Origin of the sequence: Ekhidna sp. (assembly GCF_040223195.1) — a bacterium.
GTDB lineage: Bacteria > Bacteroidota > Bacteroidia > Cytophagales > Cyclobacteriaceae > Ekhidna.
Genome location: NZ_JAVKDX010000013.1, coordinates 1 through 22,832 on the forward strand (window position 1 = coordinate 1; position 22,832 = coordinate 22,832).

The following is a 22,832-nucleotide window of genomic DNA, read 5'->3' on the forward strand; positions in this document are numbered from 1 at the left end:
CAACACCGTCTGCGATGAAACACTTGCCATAGGCACCTACAATGGACAGATTACTGTAAATTCTGTCCCTCCAGGCACGGAAGGTGACTATACCTATGCATGGTTCGATGGAGCCGGAACATCCACTCCTACTGCCTTCACGGAAACTAACAATGTCCTCTCTGATGCGCCAGGTGGTACATACACCGTACGAATCACTAGTCTAGCTAACGCTTGTGACACGACCATTCAGGTAATCATTCAAAATGACTTATCAGACATTCCAATAATAGAAGCAAATGGACTAGGATCCACGGTATTTGATATTGATGTATGTCAGGGTCATCCAGACTATCCTAGCGGTGGAATAGATGCAAATGTGACCGGAGGTTCCAGTAATTTCACCTATGAGTGGTATTATGGAACTGGTACCAACCCTACCAGATTGTTGGATAACGCAGACGATATCTTCACTCAAAAAGGCATTGCAGGCACAGCCTCGGTAGATGTTACCGGAGCAGATACCGAATTTATTTCAGGACTCAATCCTGGAAACTATACACTTCGTGTCTTGGATAATGAAACGGGATGTTATGGAGCTACCAGAACCTTTGTGGTAGAAGAAGATTTGCCAGCACTTGCTCTGGATCCGTTTACTAATATTAGTGATAATTTCTCATGCTCTGCCGTTAATGGAACCGCTACTGCCAATGGAACCGGAGCTACCGGAGTAGAAACATACGAGTGGTACACGGGCTCAAGTGCAACCGGAACCCCATTCTTAACAGCTCAAACTGCTACCGGTCTTGATGGGGGTATTTATACTGTGAAATATATTGACGGTGCAACGAACTGTTTTGCAACAGCACAAATCACCATTGTAGATTACGACCAAACAGTAACAGCAACGGCTGTTGTAGATCAGGATCAAACCAATTGTGATCCAAATGGTACCGTTCGAGTAAATAGTAATACAGTTTCATGGTCTCCTTTAGGTCCTCCAAGAGGATATGCTGGTCCTGTATTCTCCTATCAATGGTACTTTGGTCCAGGTACTGGTACCCCTATCACAGATGGTGATGATCTCGGAAACGGTTCAGATCCATTGGGATCAACCACCAACACTATGTCAGGTCTTGCTGCTGGGGTATATACAGTAGTAGTGACGGATACAGAAACCGGCTGTGTTAGTACTACAGAAACTGTAACTGTTGATGATTTGATTTCTGCAAATGCCCCTGATCTGGAATTTGAAGCTACATTCATTCCAAGTAGCTGTGACGGTGTGGGAGACTTCCGCGTGAGACTGGCGACCAATCCAACCGGAAACACCTTCTCCTTTGAGTTCTATGAGGGTGCACAGGATTATGCAAATACTGTGGTAGCGACACCTCTAGCTTCAGGAGATCAGCTTGTTTCAAATCCTGGCCCGACGATTACAGTAAATGTTGCAGATGAAGACACTCCTTTAGATCCATATGTGAACGACATTGCGGGTGTAGTTTCAGGCATCTATACCATCGTCGTTGAAGATCAAACAACTGGCTGTAGATATCAGGAGTTCTATGAATTACCATTCATTGGACAGCAAACAACTACGACCATCACAGTAGAAAACGTGGATGAGTGTCCTGACAATGGTGTTGCTCGTGTAGGTCTTGCAGATAATATCGTCCTCGACATAAGCGCTAAGTCTGGTCCTTTTCAAGAATTTGAAACTTACACAACTAGCGGAGGTGCGACCGGTACAATTAGTGTGGATGGTGCAGCACAATTGCAAGTGACACTAATATCCGGAACACTAAACCCTGGAGATATAATCACTGGTGACGCAAGCTTGGAAACAGCTACTATTGATGCTGTAACCGCAGGTTACTTTGAAAATGAAGTAGATGATATTTCTGAGTATATCTTATTCTTATATGCCGGCACAGGTATTCCTGCTGATCGAGAAGCGCCTTACACGTTCGAAGGCATTGTTTTCCCGCTTAAGTATAATGGGGAGACTGGAGGAATACTTGATGGAAACGATGATCCTTATTTGAATTTCGGTGAGCTGACTCCAGCACTAAATCTGGATGATGAAGCTGAGTTTTTTGGGCTTCCCGCCGGGCCATATATTGCGGTAGCCAGAGAAAAGCTTAATCCGGCCTTCAACATTACTTCAACTAATCAATGCTGGTCACAGGCATCATTTGACAGGGAAATCATTGATTTGGCTTATGAAGCACTTATTGATGATGTTGATATTACTTCGAATAGTACTTGTGATTTTGCAACCTTCGGTGGTAATGGAGAAATCTCAGTAACAGTGGTGGAAGACCCAACAGAGAACCTGAATGATCCGGAATTCCAGCAGCCTGCTGGTTACTCTTACTCTTTGAGAAGTTCTTCCAATGCACTTATTGACACCTTGGCTTTAGTTGGAAATGAGACAGAAACATTTACTACTGGTGGTCTTGGTCCTGATGATTACACGGTAAGGATATGGAGGGCCTTCGAAACTCATGATATTTCCTTTACTCCCGGAGTTGGAACCTTCGAAGATGGCGAGGTTGTAGAATTCACTCCTAGTGGTGCAGTGGGAATTATTACCACAGGTGGAGTTGGTGCTGACCTTAATATTTATGTAACAACGGGGACTCCTGTTAATGGAGATGCTGTTTTAGGAACCGGATCTGAAGCTACCGGAACGGTTACTAATGTTGCATTGGGAGACATTTATTCTAATGGCTGCTTTGTTTCTACTATTATCACAATAGATGATGATCCTGAAGAGCATGAAATAGTGAATGCTACTGTGATTGATTACAACAATTGCGACGGACTACCTGCTAGTGAGATTACCATAGAAGATAATTTCATAGAAATAGCCGGAGCAGGTCAACTAGCTGCTGATTATACCTACCAGTGGTTTAAAGGAGCAACATTTGCTACCGCGACAGATATCACTGGAACTGTTGGTGATACTGAGAATATTGATATTTCAGGATTAACTCCAGTGGCTGATACCTATTACGTAATTGCAACACGAGATGCAAATGGATGCGTTACACCTCCATTTGAAGTTGTTGTAAATGACAATACTGAGGACCCTTCAATTGTCATAGTAAACACTACCCCAGATACTTCATGTGATGCTGATGCGAACGAAGGAAACGGAAGTATTACATTCCGAATTGACAATCCTGAATTAAACACAGGTTATACATATCAATGGTATGCAGGACCAACCACTGGGAGCCCCGCCCTTGTAGATAATGGCGTGATTTCAGGAGCTTCTGGTCCTTTGAATGGCCCGGCTCCAGCCAATTATGAAGTAACTCTCAGTGGAATTGATGGTGGTACTTACACGCTTGAAATAATTGATAATGAGGATAACAGTCATTTCTGCTCGGATATTACCACAGTCACTGTAAATGAAGAGTCCGTAGACCCTACCCTGATTTTGGCTGACAATGTGTCCCTTCAGGACAATCAAAACTGTACTGATCCAAACGGGTTCATCCAGATCAATTCTGTGAAAGAGAATGGTATAGATATCCCAGTTAATGCAGTAAACTACAGCTTCGCTTGGTTCAAAGATGGCGTTGCTTTCAACGATCCTGCTGATGGATCCATTGTGAGCGCAGGAGGTACTAACAATCGAATCGAAGATATCGAAGGTGGATTGTATTCGGTAGAAATAACGAACACAGCCACCGAATGTACAAGCACAGCTAATATTGATATCGATATCGACGACATTCAAATCGATCCGGTGATCCAGCTCGTATCTCGCACAGCAGATACCTATTGTGTGAACACTGACAATGTAGGTGATGGTACCATCGTGATAGATGTCTTCCACCCTGCTCAGATCGATGTGCCGCTTAATGCAGCTGAGTACACCATCGAGTGGTATCGTGGAACTACCGTGCAGACGCCTGCTCATGCAGACTTCCTGTTCGACAACCAGGGCAACTCGAACGCTGCTCCTACCGTAATAGGTGACGCTACACCTAATGGTGACTTTACTGAAATCACCGGAATGTCTGACGGTCAATACACCGTATTCGTGTCCAAAAATATCGGAGCGGTCAACCCGCCAAACTTCGGGTGCGATGTGTCCGCTACTTTCACTATCAACAATGATGAGCCCGTGCTCACCATCCCGAACGTAGCGGCTAACATCGACTTCCAGGATAATGAAAACTGTACCGATCCAAATGGATTCATTGAGATACTCAATGTGTTGGAAGATGGTAACCCAATTGCTGTATCAGCAGGTAACTACTCCTTCCAGTGGTTCTTTGATCCGACTGGTGCCAATACTAACATCACCGGTACTGCGGTGGTGGGACTTACTGAGGCAGGTGCAAACAATGACAACCGTATCGAAGACCTGACCGGAGGTACCTATCGTGTGATCGTGACAAACGAAACCACAGGATGTACCAATACCGCACAAATCGATATCGATATCGACGACATCCAAATCGATCCGGTGATTACATTGAATGCAATGACAGAGGATACATTCTGCGATAATCTGCTATTTGAAGGTGATGGAGCCTTAACTGTGAACTTATCTGAAAATGGAGCTCCAGCCACCCTTGCTGATTATTCTGTGGAGTGGTATCGAGGCACTTATACTATGGCCTCTTACCCTGGAACTGGAAGCAATGACTTTATCGCAGATGAAACAAACGGAACAGGGACAAATTCGGCTCAGCCGAATGCAGGTGATGCCGTAGTTGGCGTGAATATATTGAGCCTTACAGGATTGACTGATGGAACCTATACTGTATACGTTTCCAAAGACGAGGGACCCCTCTCACCAAACTTTGGATGTACAGATATTGCAACATTCACTATAGGAAACAATGAAGATGTACCAACACTAGATGTAGCTGCTATTCAAGCCAGAGCCCTACCTGACACGGTATGCGGTGGCTTCAGTGGAGTCTTGACCTTGGATGATCTTGATATTGACGGTGACCTATCTGACTACACAATCCAAATCACTCAGGGTAATGGCGGACCTGATGTTTTCAATGCTACAGGTATTTCACCTCAAACTGAACTTACAGGGCTAGAGCCAGCTGACTACTACATCTATGCACAAAATGCTACTACCAGCTGTTTTGCTGCGGTAGGCGTTGTGAACGTGAAAGATTCTGTCAGAAATCCTTTAGTCACTTTAGAGACAGCTACCCCAGACGAGAATTGCGGTGGAACTGTGAATGTTGGTGGACTTGAAGTCCTAGTGAATGGCGTATATGACCATACTAACCAGGGATTCCTTACATTCCTTTGGGAAATAGCCGGTGGTGGAGCCCTGCCTGTTCCGGTTACTGACAATGAGGCCATTCTAAGTGGGGTTCCTGCCGGAAACTATCAGGTGACTGTTACCAACACAAATACAACCTGTCAGACGGTTAGAACCTTCAATGTTCCAAACGTTCCTGTCTTCCCATCGATCATCAATTATGAAGTAAACAATAAGACCTATTGCTTTGACAATGGATCTTTTGTGCTTCTCGAGATCATTCAGGATGGAGTGACCTATGATGAGGTGGCCATGGATGCAGAAGACTTTACACTTGAGGTGTTCAGAGATTCTGATGACGCTTCACAAGGAACAGTAAGCACTTCTCCGTATGAGATTGCCGGGCTGGCAGCAGATGATTACTATGCAGTAGTTACGAATAATGATACAGGCTGCCCTTCAGGCGAATTGGATTTCACTATCGTGGACAATCCTTTCTTCCCTGAGATCATCATTGCAATTGATGCAGCAGATTCTACCTGTGCACCAGGGGCAACTCATGATGGTACATTGACTGCTCTGGCAGACGGTGAAGATCATACAAATGTGGATTACACGTTCCAGTGGTACTTTGGTGCCGCTGCGGATATTGGAGGTTCAGCAGTATTACTAGACGGATCGCCTTTGGCAAATGGATCCGTACCTATTGGGTTTGATGAGTCTACAATCTCAGGATTAGCTGCTGGCTTGTATAGTGTTGAAGTATTCCAGGTTTCTTCCGGGTGTACCAGTACCGCTCAAATCACTGTGCCAAATGTGCCGGTTGAGGTGGAGATAATCTCTGTAGTGACCAGAAATTCAACGGCATGTAGTCCTTCCAACGGTGAAATAGAAGTTACGGCCGTGGAAAGAAACGACCAGGCTGATGTTTTGGGTAACTACACCTTTGATTATTATGATGAGAATCCGAATAATGTAGGTGCTACCCCGGTATTTAGTGGTGGTGCACTTTTCAATCAGGCAAGTGCTGGTACCTACTTCATCATCGGTACCAACACAGTGGTTAACTGCACCACTCCGATCTTCCAGGTGGTAGTGGGTGAGGACATCACTTTGCCGGAGGTTACCAATATTATCACGATAGCTCAGGACAATTGCGATCCAACCAATCCAAATGGAGCAATGAGTATTTTCATTGATGATCCGCTTACTCCAGGACTTGATGAAATAACTCCTGCCTTACCTGACTACACTGTAGAATGGTACTTTGGTTCTGGTACAGGCACTCCACTTACTGACGCATTAATCGGAGGAAATGGAACATTGACAGGTGAGACCACAGCAAACGTCTCAGGACTGCCTGGTGATCAGGAGTATACATTCAGGATTATTGACAACTCCACAGGATGCTCAATTACTGAGACTGAGTTTCTACCTAGCAATGAGCGTTCAGGTTTTGATATTGGAATTGATGTAGTACACAACAAACTGTGTACAGTTGTTAAAAACGGAAGGTTGACTGCCAGGGTAAAAGGAGAAACAAGCCAGGCACCATATGATTTCTATTGGTTCAATGGGTTTGTTTCAAGTCCTTATGATTCCTCATTGGCAATTGGAACTGTACAATTCGAAAACAATGACGTTCTGAATGTGGAAGCCGGAGATTATACTGTCTTGGTGGTCGAAAAAGGAGATAGATATTGTACCTCTGTTGAGTTTGCTACGGTTAATGATAATATCAAACAAACTCCATTTACACTCGAAACCCGTCCGGTAACAGTATGCTTCGCTACAAAAGACGGATTTGCCAAAGTGACCATCCCGGATGATGAAGGTGCAGTTTCACCTCAGTGGTTTGACGATGGTGGTAATCTAATTAGCACATCCAATGCGGTAAATAATCTGGATGCCGGAACTTATAGACTAGTACTTACTGATGAGGGCACAGGATGTACCACTACTGAGGTTTTTGATATCCTTGATGAATCAGAACTGCCAAGTGCGCCTAGCGTGATTGTGCTCAACGCAAGGACAAACTGTACCATTGCGAATGGTCAGGCCAAGGCAGAAGTAGATGGAATCACTGACAACTTCCTGTTTGAGTGGTTCGATCCAAACAATATGTCATCTCCTTACGCAACCGGAGCATTGGTGACCAACCTGGATACAGTTACGTACCTGGTACAAGCGACAAATCTCGCTACAGGGTGCGAGTCCCCTCTTACCCCAGTAGAGATCAATTATGAAGTAGAAGATCCGGAGTTTGAGATAAACGTGGAAAACAGCATCTGTCTCAGAACCGAAGATGGAGCCACGAATCAATTTACCGGTCGCGCAACCGTTTCATTCAGCGAATTCCAGGATCCGTCTCTGGTTAGCTACGAGTGGATTTATCTGGAAACCGGAGAGGTTGTTTCAGAAGATGATGGGTTGGCAGACGCATTCCCGGGAGAGTATGCAGTAAGATTCAATGCAGCAAATGGATGTGATTACTATGCGGAATTCACGCTGGAAACTGCACTGAACATCTACAATGGTGTCTCTGCGAATGGCGATGGAAAAAACGACTTCTTCCTGATTGATTGTATAGACTTCTATCCTGGCAACAATGTGAAAATTTTCAACAGAGCAGGCCAGCGTGTATTTGATATGGATGGTTATAATAACACATCGGAGAGATTCGAAGGATTTAGCAACGTGGGCGGAGGAGGCCTCAAACTGCCTCCGGGTACATACTTCTATGTTGTTGATTTGGGTACTGGAGAGGATCCTATTCAAGGATATTTGGAATTAGTTAGGTAATTTTAGCAATAATGAAAAAGTCCTTAGTTGCATTAGTAGTTCTGATATCGGTTAGTTGTGCCTATGCACAACAGCGGCCGGTGATGTCAACCTATATGTTCAACGGTCTTTCTTTGAACCCTGCATACGCAGGAAGTTTGAATGTTTTGAGTGCTTCATTCCTTCACAGAAAGCAATGGATAAATGTGGATGGAGCCCCCAGGTCAAATATCTTATCGGTTCATAGTTCGTTCTATGGCAATCAGATAGGTTTGGGTCTCCAGGCATCTGAAGATGTAATTGGGGTACATAAAGAGTCCGCATTGTATCTAAGTGGAGCTTACAAGATAAAGACCAGTGCCGGTATCCTTGCCATGGGCTTATCAGGTGGGTTTGATAACAGAAGATCCGATTTCAATGAGTTGAATATTCTAAATAAAGAAGATCAGCTTCTAACCGGCACTCCTACCCGATTTACTCCAAATTTTGGAACGGGTATCTACTTTGCGAATCCTAGAATGTACGCTGGTATATCCGTTCCCTACATTCTTGAAAATGATCTGTATCAGGTGCAGGCAGAAGACGGTACTACCTCCGAGGGTAAGGAAAGTAGATACTACTATGCCACAGGAGGAATTATTTTAGACCTGAATCCCAACGTTAAATTCAGCCCGTCCGCACTAATCAGGTATCAGGAACAAAGCCGATTGGGGTGGGATTTAAACGCCACCATCATTTTGGATGGAATTGCCTATGCTGGGGTGTCGTATCGCAACGGCGATGCTATCGTGTTTCTTACCCAACTTATTCTGAATGAAAATTTCAGGATAGGATATGCATATGATGCTACCGTAAATGCCCTGGCAAACAATTCACGAGGTACACATGAAATCTTACTAAACTATCGCGTGAAGCTGAGAAACTACAAGAAAGACCCTCAGTGCCCGGTTTACTTCTGACGATCCGTACTTAGGTCTGTTAGCAAGGCATTGATGATTGACAGTAGTATACTAAAAATCAATGCCCACCAGAAGTTAGCGACATAAAAGCCATCAATAAGTGAATCTGCTATCAGGACAATTAGCGCATTAATTACGACAAGAAATAACCCCAGCGTGAAAATGGTAAGTGGTATCGTTAAAACGATGAGGATGGGTTTTACTGTGGCATTGAGCAACGACAAGATAACTGCAATAATGATTGCAGTCATAAATGATTCTACATCCACTCCGGGGAGAAGGTAAGATGCAATGATTACTGCAATCGATGACAAAAGTATTTTAACCAAAATATTCATAGTTCTTCATTTTTAAACCAGCTGGCATACATTTTATAATTACCAGCAATTCTACCAAGCATTTCCTTATTTTCCTTATCCATCTCCTTTAGCTTTTTCCCGGGGATTCCCCCAAAAACAGCATTTTCCTCAACCACCGTTCCAGCCAAGACAACCGTCCCTGCTCCAATGATTGATCCGGATTTGATCACGGCATTATCCAACACTATGGCTCCAATTCCAATCAGCACATTATCCTCAATAGTGCACCCATGAACCACAGCATTGTGCCCAATCGAGACATTATTTCCGATAGTTGTCCCTGCCTTTTCATAGGTTCCATGTATCGTCACATTGTCCTGGATATTGGTATTATTCCCAATACGGATAAAATTAACATCCCCCCTTACCACCGCACCAAACCACACCGTGCAATTATCCCCCATCTCTACCTCACCAACGATCGTGCTATTTGGCGCAAACCAACAATCTTTGCCGTATTTAGGGGTATATCCCCTCACCTCCTGAATGTGAGCCATTTTTTTCTTTTAAAACTAGGATAAATTCAATACTCTAAGTGCTGACAAAATGTCACTGCAGTGCCTATCTTTGTGCCCATGCAAGGATTGATAGCAGATATAGACTTACTGGAAGTAGAGAAAAATCAACCTGAGTCATGTGATTTTAAAGTGACGGAAGATGATGGGAAAGGAAAGCGGAAGCTGTACATAGAAAGCTACGGCTGTCAGATGAATTTTTCTGATAGTGAAATTGTCACTTCCATTTTGAAGAAAGAAGGATTCGGCACCACCTCATCCCCGGAACATGCCGATGTAATATTGATAAATACATGTTCCATCAGGGAAAAGGCCGAACAGACCGTACGCAACCGGTTGAACTTCTTCAATGGAGTAAAAAAGAAAAACAGGGATGTGACCGTGGGTGTGCTTGGCTGCATGGCTGAGCGATTGAAATCCAAACTACTGGAAGAAGAAAAAATCGTAGACTTGGTGCTCGGCCCGGATGCATACCGGGATCTTCCGAAACTGGTAAAGCAAGCCGAAGAGGGCGAAAAAGGAATCAATACCTTTCTTTCCCGTGAAGAAACCTATGCCGACATCTCCCCCGTCCGGTTAAACTCCAATGGAGTAACTGCATTCATATCCATCATGCGAGGTTGTGATAATATGTGTTCGTTCTGTGTAGTGCCATTTACCCGTGGCAGGGAAAGAAGCAGGGACCCGCATTCGATAATTCGTGAAGCTCAGGAGTTATTTGATAAGGGTTACAGAGAGGTTACCCTCCTTGGCCAGAATGTTGATTCGTATAAGTGGTCGGCTGTTGAAAACAACAAAGCCCGACTAGATAGAAACGAGGACGTTGATGAAATTGTAAACTTTGCTAACCTGCTTGAGATGGTTGCAAAGGTTCATCCTGACCTTAGGGTTCGGTTCTCTACCTCTCATCCAAAAGACATCACCGATGAAGTGCTTCATACGATGAAGAAGTACGAAAACATCTGCAAATACATTCACCTCCCTGCACAAAGTGGTAATTCTCGTGTGCTTGAATTGATGAACCGAACTTATGATAGAAACTGGTACATCAATCGTGTGGATGCCATCAGGGAAATACTTGGCGAAGAGTGTGGCATTAGCTCGGATATGATCGCTGGCTTCTGCACCGAGACTGAAGAAGAGCATGCAGACACCCTCTCTCTCATGGATTATGTGAAGTATGATTTTTCGTACATGTTCTTCTATTCGGAACGTCCGGGTACACTTGCAGCCAAGAAATATGAGGATGATATTCCGCTTGAAATAAAAAAACGAAGGCTGCAAGAGATCATAGATAAACAGCGAGCCATCTCATTGGAACGAAACAAACTGGATATCGGTAAAGAATTTAAGGTGCTGGTGGAAGGCAAGAGTAAAAGATCAGAAAAGCAGGTACAGGGGCGAAACTCCGCCAATAAAGTGATCATTTTTGATGCGGACGTACCAAAAGGATCTTATGCCAATGTAAAGGTGACTGACTGCACCCCTGCCACCCTATTTGGAGAATTAGTATGAGTTTCAAAATAGATTCGGAAGTTCAGGCGATCAAGCAGCGCTTTGAGATTGTTGGCAATTCAGACAAACTCAATAGGGCCATCAGGGTGGCCATGCAGGTGGCTCCTACAGATATGAGTGTCCTCATCACTGGGGAAAGTGGTGCCGGTAAGGAATCTTTCTCGAAAATCATCCATAGCCTCTCCCATCGGAAACACGGCCAGTTTATCGCCATAAACTGCGGAGCAATCCCGGAGGGAACCATAGACTCTGAGCTTTTTGGTCATGAAAAGGGTTCTTTCACTGGCGCTACCGGGGATCGGAAAGGATATTTTGAGGTCACCGATGGTGGCACTATTTTCCTTGATGAAATTGGAGAGATGCCGCAGAGCACTCAGGCAAGACTACTCAGGGTTTTAGAGAATGGAGAATTCATCAAAGTGGGCTCATCTAAAGTCCAAAAAGCAGATGTACGAGTCATAGCAGCCACCAACGTAGACCTGCTGGATGCAGTGAACAAGGGGAAATTTCGGGAAGACCTCTACTACCGACTCAGCACCGTTCCAATCTATGTTCCCGCCTTGAGAGAGCGCGGGGATGATGTGGTACTGCTATTTAAGAAATTCGCCTACGATTTCTCCGAGAATTATAAAACCGAGCCCATCAAGCTATCAGACGAAGCTATTGAATACTTAAAATCACATCGATTTCCGGGCAACATTCGCCAACTAAAAAATCTGGTGGAGCAGATGAGCGTACTGAGCGTGGAGCGGGACATTTCGCTCGGTCAGCTTCAAACCTACCTTCCTCGCACAGGCAGCAGCCTGCCGGCTTTGGTAAACAAGGAGGAATCAAAGGACAACTTCACAGAGCGAGACATCCTCTACAAGGTGCTGTTTGATATGAAAGCTGACATGGCAGAGCTTAAGAAACTGGTTTTCAAAATGCTGGATGGTTCGGACAATGACCATGAGATACTGGAAGATCATAAATCCCTCTTTCAAAACATCGACTCATCACATAGCAAGCTCGAAGAGTACAAAGAGGAAAATCGTGAATCAAACCACGAGCCCACCCTCGTAATTTCATCTAATCAGGACGATTACGATTCCGAGGTGGAAGACATCACCCATGAAATGGAACTTGAAGATTCCCTCTCGCTGGAGAAAAAAGAAAAAGAGCTGATCATCAAAGCACTGCGCAAGAACAATAACAAGCGCAAGTATGCGGCAGAAGATCTCGGTATTTCGGAACGAACTTTGTACAGGAAGATAAAGCAATATGAACTTGAGGATCTTTAGTCTATTACTTCTACTTCTATCAACAGCATTCAGCACGGGTTGTGGAGTTTATTCATTCACGGGAGCCTCCATTTCCCCCGATGTAAAAACCATCTCCATTCAGCAGTTTTACAATAATGCACCACTTGGCCCTTCAAACATGAGTGCATTGTTTACTGAAACGATCAAAGATTACTTTCAGCAAAATACCAGTCTGGAGCTGGTCGAAAATAATGGCGACCTTCAAATCGACGGATATATTTCCAACTACACCATTACTCCCGTTGCAGCCACATCCGGTGGTGATGGTCAGGCTGATTTTTCTGCTCTTTCCCGCATCACTATCACGGTTTCGGCAAGCTATATCAATGTGAATGACCCCACCTTTGATTTTGACAAAACCTTCTCATTCTTCCGCGATTTTGATAACAATACAGCCAACCTGGCATCCGAAGAAGAGGGTTTCGTTCAGGAGATATTCGACCAAATAGTTTTAGATATCTTCAATGCTTCCGTTGCAAATTGGTGATTTTGCTTAATTTTAGCTTGAACACCGTTAGCTAATCCTGTGAACAAAACCGAGTTAATCACCTACCTGAGAGATCCGAGTCGGCTTTCTTCAAAGCAGCTGGAAGAACTGGAAGAAATCGTCAATGACAACCCTTACTTCTTAAGCGCCAGGCTGTTGCTAGCCAAAGCAAGCAAGGAACAACAACATCCCGCCACCAAAAAGCGCATTGCCTCAGCCGCCATTTACTCAACCGATCGTGTCCTTTTAAAGAAGTATTTGAATGGAAATCTTTTCTTCCTGAGCCGACCCGCTGAGCCACAGGAAGCTCCAATTGCCGAAAAGACCGGGGAGGAAAATGAAAAAATCGAGATAGCCAGTAAAAAAGAAAGCACGCCTCAACAGGAAGCACCTAAACCGAAAGAACAGCCGCAACCAACTGAGGAGAAGAAACCATCAGAATCTGGTAAGCTAGACATTGCAGCTCCCAAATCAGCCGTAAAACAAGAAGAACAATCAGAGACCCAGGATAAACCTGAGCGCACGGATAAAAGGCCAAGTGCACTGAAAGAGAAGGAAACAGCGGAGCTTCCAGCAGTGCCTGACTTCCCAACCGGCGATTTGGATTCCATACTCGAAGACCTTCAGCGAGACATGGAAAACCTCAAGGCTTCTCGAGAAAAATTTGCAGAGGTCCAGCAAAAAATTGAGGAAGATGATGCAGTTTCCGCAGCATTGGAAAAAGCATCTGGAAAAACATCAGAGAAACCTGCAAAGCCCCCTGTCCAAGAGAAAGAGATTGAGGAACCTATAAGGGAAGAAACTTTAAGTGAGGCTAAAAAGATAGAAGAGCCTGAGGCAAAAGAAGAAGCTCCCAAGCCCGAACCGAGCAATGAGGAATCAGATGACGATGTAGATGCTGAAACTCGCAAACTGATTGAAGACGCAAACAGACTGGCAGAGGAAACCCGAAAAACCGCTTCAAATATTACCAATCAGGCCTTGGAAGCCGCTCGAAAGGCCAAGGAAGAGGTAGCTCTGGAAGAAGAATCAAAGGCTGAAGAAGCAAGGAAATTAGCCTCCAAAAAATCAGAGGCTAAAAAAGAAGATGCAAAAGCACTGGAAACCGAATCGAAGAAGGAGAGACCAAAGCAGGCTGATCCAGAAGAAAAGCACGAAGAACCAAAAGCAAAATCCCGAAAAGAAGATCTGAAAGAAGAAAAACCACAGGCCAAAGACAAACCTTCCGATGAAGATAAGGATGAACCTGAGGAAGAAAGGGCCGAGAAAGTAATCAGAGAGCCGCGCTTTTCCAGGTTTGCCTCCCGAAGCTATCTGAAGCCGCAGGAGGTTGATTTCACCAAGCTTCCTGAAGAGGAAGAAAAACAAGAGGAAAAAAAGGCAGAATCGAAAAAGGAGGAGCCTAAAAAAGAAGACACTCAAAAAGACGAAGTAACTAAGGGCGATTCTACGGATGAATCAGACAGCAGCAAGATCAAACTTCCGGACTTATCGAAAGCACGCCCTGTACCCCGAAAAAATAAACGAAGGGTTCGAAAAATAGGAGAAACCGACGAAGGGGTAAAAGAGCCGAAGGATAAGAAAGAAGAGGCACCAAAAGAAGATATGGTTCCCAAGAAGGAGGTGGCTAAAAAAGAGATAGCAAAGCCCTCAGCAAAAGCGGCTGAAAGCACCTCATCATCCAAGCCTAAGAAGGCTACAGCCAAAAAAGAATCCACGAAGAAAACAACCAAGGCTAAGTCTACCAAGACCAAGTCCACCAAAACCGAGGAGGAGAAAAAAGATGATGACAAATCTGATCGCAAGGATTCAAAAGAGCTGATTGATAAATTCATCAAAGAATCCCCTACCATCAAATATCAACGCAAAGATGATACCTCTGCTGAAGATTTGGCGGAGAAGAGTTCCTTATGGGATCCCAACCTTGCATCCGAGTATTTAGCCGAAATCTATCTTCACCAGGGAAATAAGAAGCGCGCAATTGAAATCTATGAAGCATTGAGCTTGAAATATCCAGAAAAAAAATCTTACTTTGCGGACTTAATTTCAAAGATTGAATAGATGTACGGAGTAATTGTAACCCTGATTGTAATTGTAGCGGTGTTGTTGATCCTTGTAGTGCTTGCACAAAACCCAAAAGGTGGAGGGCTTTCCAGCCAGTTTGGCGGATCAGGTACTACACAGCTCATGGGTGTAAAAAAGACCGGTGATTTATTGGAAAAACTTACCTGGGGCTTTGCAATTGCATTACTTATACTATCTGTATCTACCAATTTCATTCAGCCAGAAGTAGATCAGGACGTATTGTCCAGTCCAAATATTGACAATGCACAGACTACTCAACCGGCTATCCCACAAGGAATCCAGCCTGCAGATTCCGATGCTTCCGGTCTTGAAGACCTGACGCAGGAGTCAACTGACAGTACTGGCAACTAAGATATCTGCCTTACCAACATTCGTTTCGCCACGGGTAGCACCGTCTCGTTGAGAGGGAATTTCAATTTGCTTATCGCTAAATAAGTAGCCGGATTTGGCAACTCAGTAAACTGCCGGGTGAGATTCACTTTGATATTTTCGAACGTTTTGGAAATATCCCTGATCTCGTTCATCAGAAACTCAGTGGTCATACTTCGGTACTTCTCCTCCGCATGCTCAAAGAAAGTCATCTGATACCTGTAGATCGAAACATCACTTGATGAATCCTGATTGATGAACAAGTAGCCCTCGTCTGCATAGATAGGTGACAGGCCCACTGGCTCCAGCTCAATATTCTCTTCCACAAACTCAAATAGCTCCTTCCCCTCCTCCAACATGTCCTTCATTTTAGGAATTGCAAAGGCAATGATCTGCTCAATTTGCCCCATCACCTCGTCATCATTCACAATCTTGTCATAGGTCAGGCGCAGCTTGTTAAAATCCGCTTTGGTAAGCGTTTCAGGAAAACTATCATACATCAGCTTCTTGCTTTCCCGCACCTTGATCAGGTTGCGATAGTGAAAAACCAAATCCGACATAAATGGATAAAGTTCGGATTGATTAAACCTCCTGCTTACATCCTTCAAGTATGCCAGCAATACATACTTTTTGTACTCATAGTCAATAAGCCCCTCGGTGAGCCAGTCGTGTTTCAAGCTATCCATATTTCAATCATTTATAGAAAAAACTCATTATCATAAAAACAATTTAAAACACTCTCCCGCCCTCCGAAACGTTAAATCGGCCCGACGTTTCGAAACTATAGGGGTGTTTTTATAATTCTTCTAGAAGAACAATCTGCACTCCTCTCATTCAAGAAGTAAAAGAAAGTTGTAAAAATTTAGACACGAAATGTCAGTTTGTCAAGTCTCGAAATACAGTTTTTGGAGGAACCTGTCAGTACTTTCTGCAAAAATGTCATAGTAACATATGAAGAAGTCTGACATCTATGACTTGGCACACAAAATGATGATAAGAATGTCAAATAGAAATTCAACTAAAACTTAAACGTTTCAATAACATGTCTAAAGTAAATTTCAAACCACTTGCTGACAGAGTTCTGGTAGAACCTGCTGCGGCTGAAGAAAAAACAGCTTCGGGAATCATCATTCCTGACACTGCAAAGGAAAAACCTCAACGAGGAAAGATTGTCGCTATCGGTACTGGTAAGAAAGACGAACCAATCAATGTGAAAGTCGGAGACCAGGTGCTTTATGGTAAGTATTCAGGAACGGAGATCTCTATCGAAGGAAGAGAATTCCTGATCATGAAAGAATCAGACATTTACGGAATCATATAATTAATCACAAAACTGAAAATCATAAATAATCATGGCAAAAGATATATTCTTTAATACCGAAGCAAGAGATAGCATCAAGAGAGGTGTGGACATTCTTGCTGACGCAGTTAAAGTAACATTAGGACCTAAGGGAAGAAATGTCATCCTTGACAAAAAATTTGGTGCACCTACGGTGACGAAAGATGGTGTTTCTGTAGCGAAAGAAATCGAGCTGAAAGAGCCAATCGAAAACATGGGTGCTCAGCTAGTGAAAGAAGTAGCTTCTAAAACTGCTGATGATGCAGGTGACGGTACTACTACTGCTACCGTACTTACTCAGGCGATCTTCGGTCACGGCATCAAAAACGTGGCTGCAGGTGCTAACCCAATGGACTTGAAAAGAGGTATTGACAAGGCAGTCGCTGCAGTAGTTGAAAACCTTAAGAAGCAGTCCAAAGGCATCAAGACTTCTGAAGAAATCGCTCAGGTAGCTTCTGTATCTGCCAACAACGATCAGGAAATCGGTAAAATGATTGCTGATGCGATGGACAAAGTGGGCAAGGACGGTGTAATCACTGTAGAAGAGGCAAAAGGCACGGAGACTGAAGTGAAGACCGTAGAAGGTATGCAGTTTGACAGAGGATACCTTTCTCCATACTTCGTGACCAACACGGACAAAATGGAAGCTGAGTTGGACAATCCTTATATCCTGATCTATGATAAGAAGGTTTCTAACATGAAGGAGCTTCTTCCTATCCTGGAAGCTGCTGCTCAAACTGGCAAACCTTTATTGATCATCGCTGAAGATGTAGAAGGTGAAGCGCTTGCTACATTGGTAGTAAACAAAATCAGAGGATCACTGAAAATTGCTGCTGTAAAAGCACCAGGTTTCGGAGACCGAAGAAAAGCCATGCTTGAGGATATTGCTATCCTGACTGGTGGTACTGTGATCTCTGAAGAAAGAGGTTACAAACTGGAAAATGCTACGCTTGATTACCTGGGTACAGCTGAGAAAATCAACATCGATAAAGACAACACGACGATTGTAAACGGTGCTGGTAAAAAAGCTGACATCACTGCACGAGTAAATCAAATCAAGCAGCAAATCGAAAACACTACTTCTGATTATGACAAAGAAAAGCTACAAGAGCGTCTTGCCAAGCTTTCTGGTGGTGTGGCCATCCTTTACATAGGAGCTGCTACCGAGGTGGAGATGAAAGAGAAGAAAGACCGAGTGGATGACGCCCTTCATGCGACACGAGCTGCTGTACAGGAAGGTATCGTAGCTGGTGGAGGTGTGGCATTGATCAGAGCGATGGCTGCTCTGGACAAGCTTACTTTCGATAACGAAGATCAAAACACTGGTGTGACGATCGTAAGAAATGCGATCCAGTCTCCATTGAGAACGATCGTTGAAAATGCCGGTGGCGAAGCTTCTGTAGTAGTAAATCAAGTATTGGCTGGTAAAGCTGATTACGGATTCAACGCTGCAAATGGCGAGTATGTAAACATGTTCAAAGCTGGCATCATTGATCCTACGAAGGTGACCAGACTGGCGCTTGAGAATGCAGCCTCTATCGCTGCTCTCCTACTCACTACCGAGTGTGTAGTGGCAGAAGAGCCGGAAAAAGAAGGTGCAGGCATGCCTCCAATGCCAGGTGGTGGCATGGGCGGAATGATGTAATGAACGTTCAGATTAGATATAGAGAGCCTCTCCAGTTTTGGAGGGGCTTTTTTGTGGAGATACGATTAGGAAGAAACAGGTATCTTTGAAAGGCTAATTCACTCGGTATGTTATGGCAAGACCTCTACCTTAGTAAAATTGATCTTAAATGGAATATGAAGACATTATAATGACACTAGCTGTGATTCTAGGGCCAATTGCAGCGGTTCAAATTCAGAAATGGCTTGAACAAACAAGAAACGAACAAGAGAGGAAACTCGAACTTTTTAAGACGCTGATGTCAACTAGAGCAACCCGAGTCTCAATTGAACATGTTCAATCTCTAAACATGATTGATATTGAGTTTAATGGCAAAGGATATGAACACGTAATTACTGCTTGGAGAAACTATCATGACCATTTAAGTAATGGGGATTCCAAATCAACATCATGGATGGATAAAAATGATGACCTATTCATCGAGTTGCTTTACGAAATGGGGACTTCCTTGAATTACACGTTTGACAAGGTTATGCTTCGACGAACAGCATATTCACCAATAGCTCATGGAGATATAGAACTTGACCAACAAGCAATTAGGCGTGGACTTGCAACAATTTTATCTGGAAATGCCGCTTTTCCAGTTTTCTTCACCAACAACGTAGGCGAAGAAAAACCCAAACAAGCTAAAAAGTAATTAATACCTTCGCTGGTGCGAGCTTTTAGCTCGTGTCCTTATCTCACCCCCCCATCTCGTCCTCGTACGCAACGAGGATGCCAAACCTAAACCATGAAGATTCCCGGCTCCATGCCGGAATGACGCTCCGAGCTAAGGAAGCATTTTCCAAACCATTCAAATCTCCGTTATGTAACTCTGAGGAACGAGGAATCTCTCTCCAATGGAGCTCTTCTTCAGCTTTTGGAAAGTTTTAAACTTTCCAAAAGGTTTTCCCCGATCTCAAGCCTCGGCTCGTATCCTCACGAATAGAAAGAAGATTAATAAAAAACAAACCTTGGCGGAGGGTTCTTGCATAGATCACCCCCTAGCCCCCTCAAGAGGGAAATGAGGATTAAACAGCGTCCTATTTCTCCTAACTATTCTATCTTCACTCCCAAAATAAATACCATGTACGATCTCCCCTATCACAAAGAACCAAGCGAACAGGTAATCAAAGAATTTATAGAGCAGCATCCGTTTGCTTTTTTGTCCGGGTGTGATGCGGCAAACAAGCCGGTGGCAACCCAGGTGCCCATTTTCATGGAAGAGCGGGATGGCAAGAAGATACTCAGTGGCCACATTATGAAAAACACCGATCACCACAAGGCTTTCCTACACAACGACCAGGTGCTGGTGGTGTTCACCGGGAATCACACCTATGTCAGTGGCACCTGGTACAGTGATCCGCACACACCATCCACCTGGAACTACATGAGTGTGCATGCACACGGCACCATCCGTTTTCTGGATGGAGCCGCACTGGAAGAGATGCTTCGCAAGACCTCACTTCATTTTGAAAACAACAACCCTCACTCTCCTACCGTCTATGATAATCTGTCTAAGTCTTTTCTGGATAAGTATATGAAAGCCATCGTGGCATTTGAGATTGAGGTCTCAAAGCTGGATAATGTATTCAAGCTCAGCCAGGATCGGGACGAGCAGAGCTATCACCAAATCATCGAAAAGCTAAAGGATCAGGATGAAGATGGCAGGGTGATTGCTGCTGAGATGGAAAAGCGGGCAAAGGATTTGTATCCGGATGGATTACTCTGATTGTCTGCCCTTCGATACGCTCCTTCGTCGCACTCAGGGTAACAATCAACGCTAAGCACCTCATTCCTTGTCATGCTGAGTTTATCGAAGCATAGACAATTGAAAACCGACTGGCTTGATCATCCTTGATTCATATGTTTGTTGGTGAAAAACACCAACAAAGGCTGAAAGATTTGTATTCGAAGGATTAGTTAAAGTCAAAATGTCATTCTGAGCAAAGCGAAGAATCTATAAAGAAGAAGAGATGCTTCGTTGCACTCAGCATGACACATCAATTCTTACCCTTCCATAAAAGCCAAAATCACTTCATTTTCTTATTTTAGTTGAATGAAGAAAAAGGCACTCACCCAAATCGCTTTCGAGTTTCTATCCATTGTCTTTGCTGTGTTATTAGCACTAGGGCTCAATTCCTACAAGCAATCAATCGACCTTGAAAAGGATGCAAAGACCCTCAAAAAATCTATTCTTTTGGAATGTAGAAACAACTACGCCAGGATAGACAGCACCATGTATATGAATAAGGATTTCTACAATTACATCGATTCATTGGTACGCCTCAATCCGGATGATATCACCAACGTATCCTTTAACTATGGTTTTGAACTGCTGGCCAATTCTGCCTGGAATATTGCTCAAAACAACAAGGCCATCAATGCACTTGACCAGCAGTTTCTATTGGATGCTGCGGATATCTATCATACTCAGGAGTTTTATACCGAATTCACTTCATCCTTTTATCAGAATATGGGACAACACATCACACAGATGGATGAAATACCTCCCTACAATACGGCCCTTTCTTTTTATTATAGCCTCAACGTGATGAACAGTGCGGCCGGTGATCTTCAGGATAAACTAAAACTGCTATTTGATACCTATGATAATGACGGAGCTGGCTCAGGTTCTGAATCCGATAATGACTAAATTGGCGGCTTATTTTAAATAGACATCATGACCTACCTGATAGTAACCATTGGATACATTTTAATCCTCGCTGGAATCATTATCTACAAAAGCCGGGGCGTAAAAAATGAAGAAGATTTTGTGGTGGCCGGAAGGAACGTGCCGGTATACCTTTTAGTTGGCACGCTGGTCACTACCTGGATTGGATCAGGAAGTCTGTTCGGAACCGCAGGGCTTACTTTTCAGGTTGGGTTTTCGGAATTGTGGTTTTCTTTAGGCGCATGGATCGGAATTTTAGCTGTTTATTTCATTGCAGCTCGGGTGCGAAGAATCTCCCAGTACACCCTCACAGACATTCTGGAGAAGCGCTACTCCCCGCTTGCACGGCTCCTTGGCACCATTACGATCATAGTCGCCTATTTAATTATAGCCGGCTACCAGTTCAAGGGAGGCGGTAGGTTTCTTTCCATCCTAACCGAAGGAGGAATTTCCGTAGAGCAAGGCACATTCATTACTTTCCTCATCATCATCGCCTTTACTGCCCTGGCAGGGATGGTCTCCATCGTTTCCATCGATATCTTCAACGGTATCATTATGATTACGGCTATCATTCTCGCCGTACCCTTTGCCATCTCCGGTTTTGGTGGTTGGGACAATGTGGTAAACACTATCAACGAAGTGAGCCCTGATCACCTATCCATCACAGAAGGTCATGAGCCGATGTGGTACATTGGGATTATGCTGCCAACGCTCATTCTACTTTTAAGTGAAAGTAGCGTTTACCAAAAATTCTCCTCGGCTAAGGACGCCAAGTCCGCAAAGAAAGCCGTGATGGGGATGTTTATCGGTGTAGTAGGAATCGAGTTTCTAATGTGTCTTTTGGCAGTAGTTGGTTTTGCGATCTATGCGCACGATCCACGGTTCTTCATGCCTGATGGGTCAGTTAATGCTCCTATGTCCGAAGAAATTATTTTGCGCATTGGGTTTGAACAGCTTCCTGCATTTGTGGGCTCTCTCCTCTTTGCAGGTGGGGCAGCTATCATTCTTTCCACCGGAAACACATTCCTGATGGTAACCTCAACTAACCTCTCACGGGATATCCTGGAAAAATATTTCATCAAAGGAGCATCTGACAAAACTAAGCTTTTAATCCAACGAAGCGCCATTGTCATCCTAGGATTCATTGCTTACCTGATCATGACTCAGTTTGAAGAAATCCTGTCTATGGCATTTATCTCCTATACCATGATTGGAGCAGCTCTAGCTCCACCACTTCTTGCTACCTTCTTTTGGAAGCGGGTGACCAAGCAGGGAGGTGTTGCCTCGATACTGGCGGGAATGCTGTCAGTTGTGATTATAGAAGTGATGAACAGATTTGGGGTAATTGCTGATCTGGGGATCATCTCTTTCCCGTATGATTCCAAGATGGTGGCCATCCCTGCATTGATTACTTCTATTGTTGCATTGGTGGTCGTGAGCTTATTAACCAAGCCAACACCGAAAGAAATAGTCGATCCTTTTTTCGAGAAAGACTGAGTTCGAGTAACTTCGCGCAAACGTTTTAGCTCGGCTGAAAAGCGGGTTTATTATTCAT

At 44.0% G+C, this 22,832-nt stretch carries 16 protein-coding genes; 13 read left to right on the plus strand and 3 right to left on the minus strand.

Going from position 1 to position 22,832, the window contains the following annotated elements; all coding sequences use genetic code 11:
• Both RLN88_RS06250 and RLN88_RS06255 read left to right on the plus strand, forming a co-directional pair.
• The coding region (locus RLN88_RS06250; protein ID WP_350220526.1) for a T9SS type B sorting domain-containing protein at window positions 1-8,032 on the plus strand (8,032 nt) is incomplete at its 5' end.
• An 11-nt stretch (window positions 8,033-8,043) separates the two neighbouring features.
• Entirely contained in the window at window positions 8,044-8,970 is a 927-nt protein-coding gene (locus RLN88_RS06255; RefSeq protein ID WP_350220527.1) for a PorP/SprF family type IX secretion system membrane protein, read from the plus strand.
• Here the strand turns inward: RLN88_RS06255 and RLN88_RS06260 are convergent.
• Both RLN88_RS06260 and RLN88_RS06265 read right to left on the minus strand, forming a co-directional pair.
• A complete protein-coding gene (locus tag RLN88_RS06260) occupies window positions 8,961-9,308 on the minus strand; it encodes a phage holin family protein (protein WP_350220528.1) in 348 nt (115 codons plus the stop codon). The two genes, RLN88_RS06255 and RLN88_RS06260, sit on opposite strands and share 10 nt — an antisense overlap.
• The gene (locus RLN88_RS06265) at window positions 9,305-9,826 is read right to left on the minus strand and encodes a gamma carbonic anhydrase family protein (RefSeq protein WP_350220529.1); all 522 of its coding nucleotides are present in this window, start codon (window positions 9,824-9,826) and stop codon (window positions 9,305-9,307) included. The genes RLN88_RS06260 and RLN88_RS06265 overlap by 4 nt, the downstream gene beginning before the upstream one ends.
• Window positions 9,827-9,904: 78 nt before the next feature.
• On the opposite strand from RLN88_RS06265, the gene miaB reads away from it, so the two are divergent.
• The 5 genes from miaB to secG are packed head-to-tail and all read left to right on the plus strand — an operon-like array spanning window position 9,905 to window position 15,583.
• Window positions 9,905-11,359 carry a tRNA (N6-isopentenyl adenosine(37)-C2)-methylthiotransferase MiaB gene (gene miaB / locus RLN88_RS06270; RefSeq protein ID WP_350220530.1) on the plus strand — a complete coding sequence of 485 codons (1,455 nt, stop codon included), beginning with the start codon at window positions 9,905-9,907 and terminating at the stop codon, window positions 11,357-11,359.
• Window positions 11,356-12,639, plus strand: coding sequence for a sigma-54 interaction domain-containing protein (locus tag RLN88_RS06275; protein ID WP_350220531.1), 1,284 nt, complete (start codon window positions 11,356-11,358; stop codon window positions 12,637-12,639). Before miaB ends, RLN88_RS06275 begins: the two co-directional genes overlap by 4 nt.
• Complete coding sequence (lptE, locus tag RLN88_RS06280) at window positions 12,620-13,147, plus strand: LPS assembly lipoprotein LptE (protein WP_350220532.1); 528 nt, start codon at window positions 12,620-12,622, stop codon at window positions 13,145-13,147. The genes RLN88_RS06275 and lptE overlap by 20 nt, the downstream gene beginning before the upstream one ends.
• A gap of 39 nt (window positions 13,148-13,186) precedes the next feature.
• Window positions 13,187-15,208: a DUF8458 domain-containing protein gene (locus tag RLN88_RS06285; protein WP_350220533.1), complete on the plus strand. Its 2,022-nt coding sequence runs from the start codon at window positions 13,187-13,189 to the stop codon at window positions 15,206-15,208.
• The gene (gene secG / locus RLN88_RS06290) at window positions 15,209-15,583 is read left to right on the plus strand and encodes a preprotein translocase subunit SecG (RefSeq protein WP_350220534.1); all 375 of its coding nucleotides are present in this window, start codon (window positions 15,209-15,211) and stop codon (window positions 15,581-15,583) included.
• On the opposite strand, the gene RLN88_RS06295 is transcribed toward secG, so the two are convergent.
• Window positions 15,580-16,287, minus strand: coding sequence for a hypothetical protein (locus RLN88_RS06295; RefSeq protein WP_350220535.1), 708 nt, complete (start codon window positions 16,285-16,287; stop codon window positions 15,580-15,582). The genes secG and RLN88_RS06295 overlap by 4 nt on opposite strands.
• A gap of 356 nt (window positions 16,288-16,643) precedes the next feature.
• On the opposite strand from RLN88_RS06295, the gene RLN88_RS06300 reads away from it, so the two are divergent.
• From RLN88_RS06300 to RLN88_RS06325, 6 genes are all read left to right on the plus strand, one after another.
• A complete protein-coding gene (locus tag RLN88_RS06300) occupies window positions 16,644-16,922 on the plus strand; it encodes a co-chaperone GroES (protein WP_350220536.1) in 279 nt (92 codons plus the stop codon).
• Between the two features lie 31 nt (window positions 16,923-16,953).
• Window positions 16,954-18,585 carry a chaperonin GroEL gene (gene groL / locus RLN88_RS06305; RefSeq protein WP_350220537.1) on the plus strand — a complete coding sequence of 544 codons (1,632 nt, stop codon included), beginning with the start codon at window positions 16,954-16,956 and terminating at the stop codon, window positions 18,583-18,585.
• A gap of 148 nt (window positions 18,586-18,733) precedes the next feature.
• Window positions 18,734-19,261, plus strand: a complete 528-nt coding sequence (locus RLN88_RS06310; protein WP_350220538.1) for a DUF6680 family protein — start codon at window positions 18,734-18,736, stop codon at window positions 19,259-19,261.
• Between the two features lie 429 nt (window positions 19,262-19,690).
• Window positions 19,691-20,335 carry an FMN-binding negative transcriptional regulator gene (locus RLN88_RS06315; RefSeq protein ID WP_350220539.1) on the plus strand — a complete coding sequence of 215 codons (645 nt, stop codon included), beginning with the start codon at window positions 19,691-19,693 and terminating at the stop codon, window positions 20,333-20,335.
• A 327-nt stretch (window positions 20,336-20,662) separates the two neighbouring features.
• Window positions 20,663-21,259, plus strand: coding sequence for a hypothetical protein (locus tag RLN88_RS06320; RefSeq protein ID WP_350220540.1), 597 nt, complete (start codon window positions 20,663-20,665; stop codon window positions 21,257-21,259).
• Between the two features lie 27 nt (window positions 21,260-21,286).
• Complete coding sequence (locus RLN88_RS06325; RefSeq protein ID WP_350220541.1) at window positions 21,287-22,774, plus strand: sodium:solute symporter family protein; 1,488 nt, start codon at window positions 21,287-21,289, stop codon at window positions 22,772-22,774.
• Window positions 22,775-22,832: the final 58 nt, after the last annotated feature.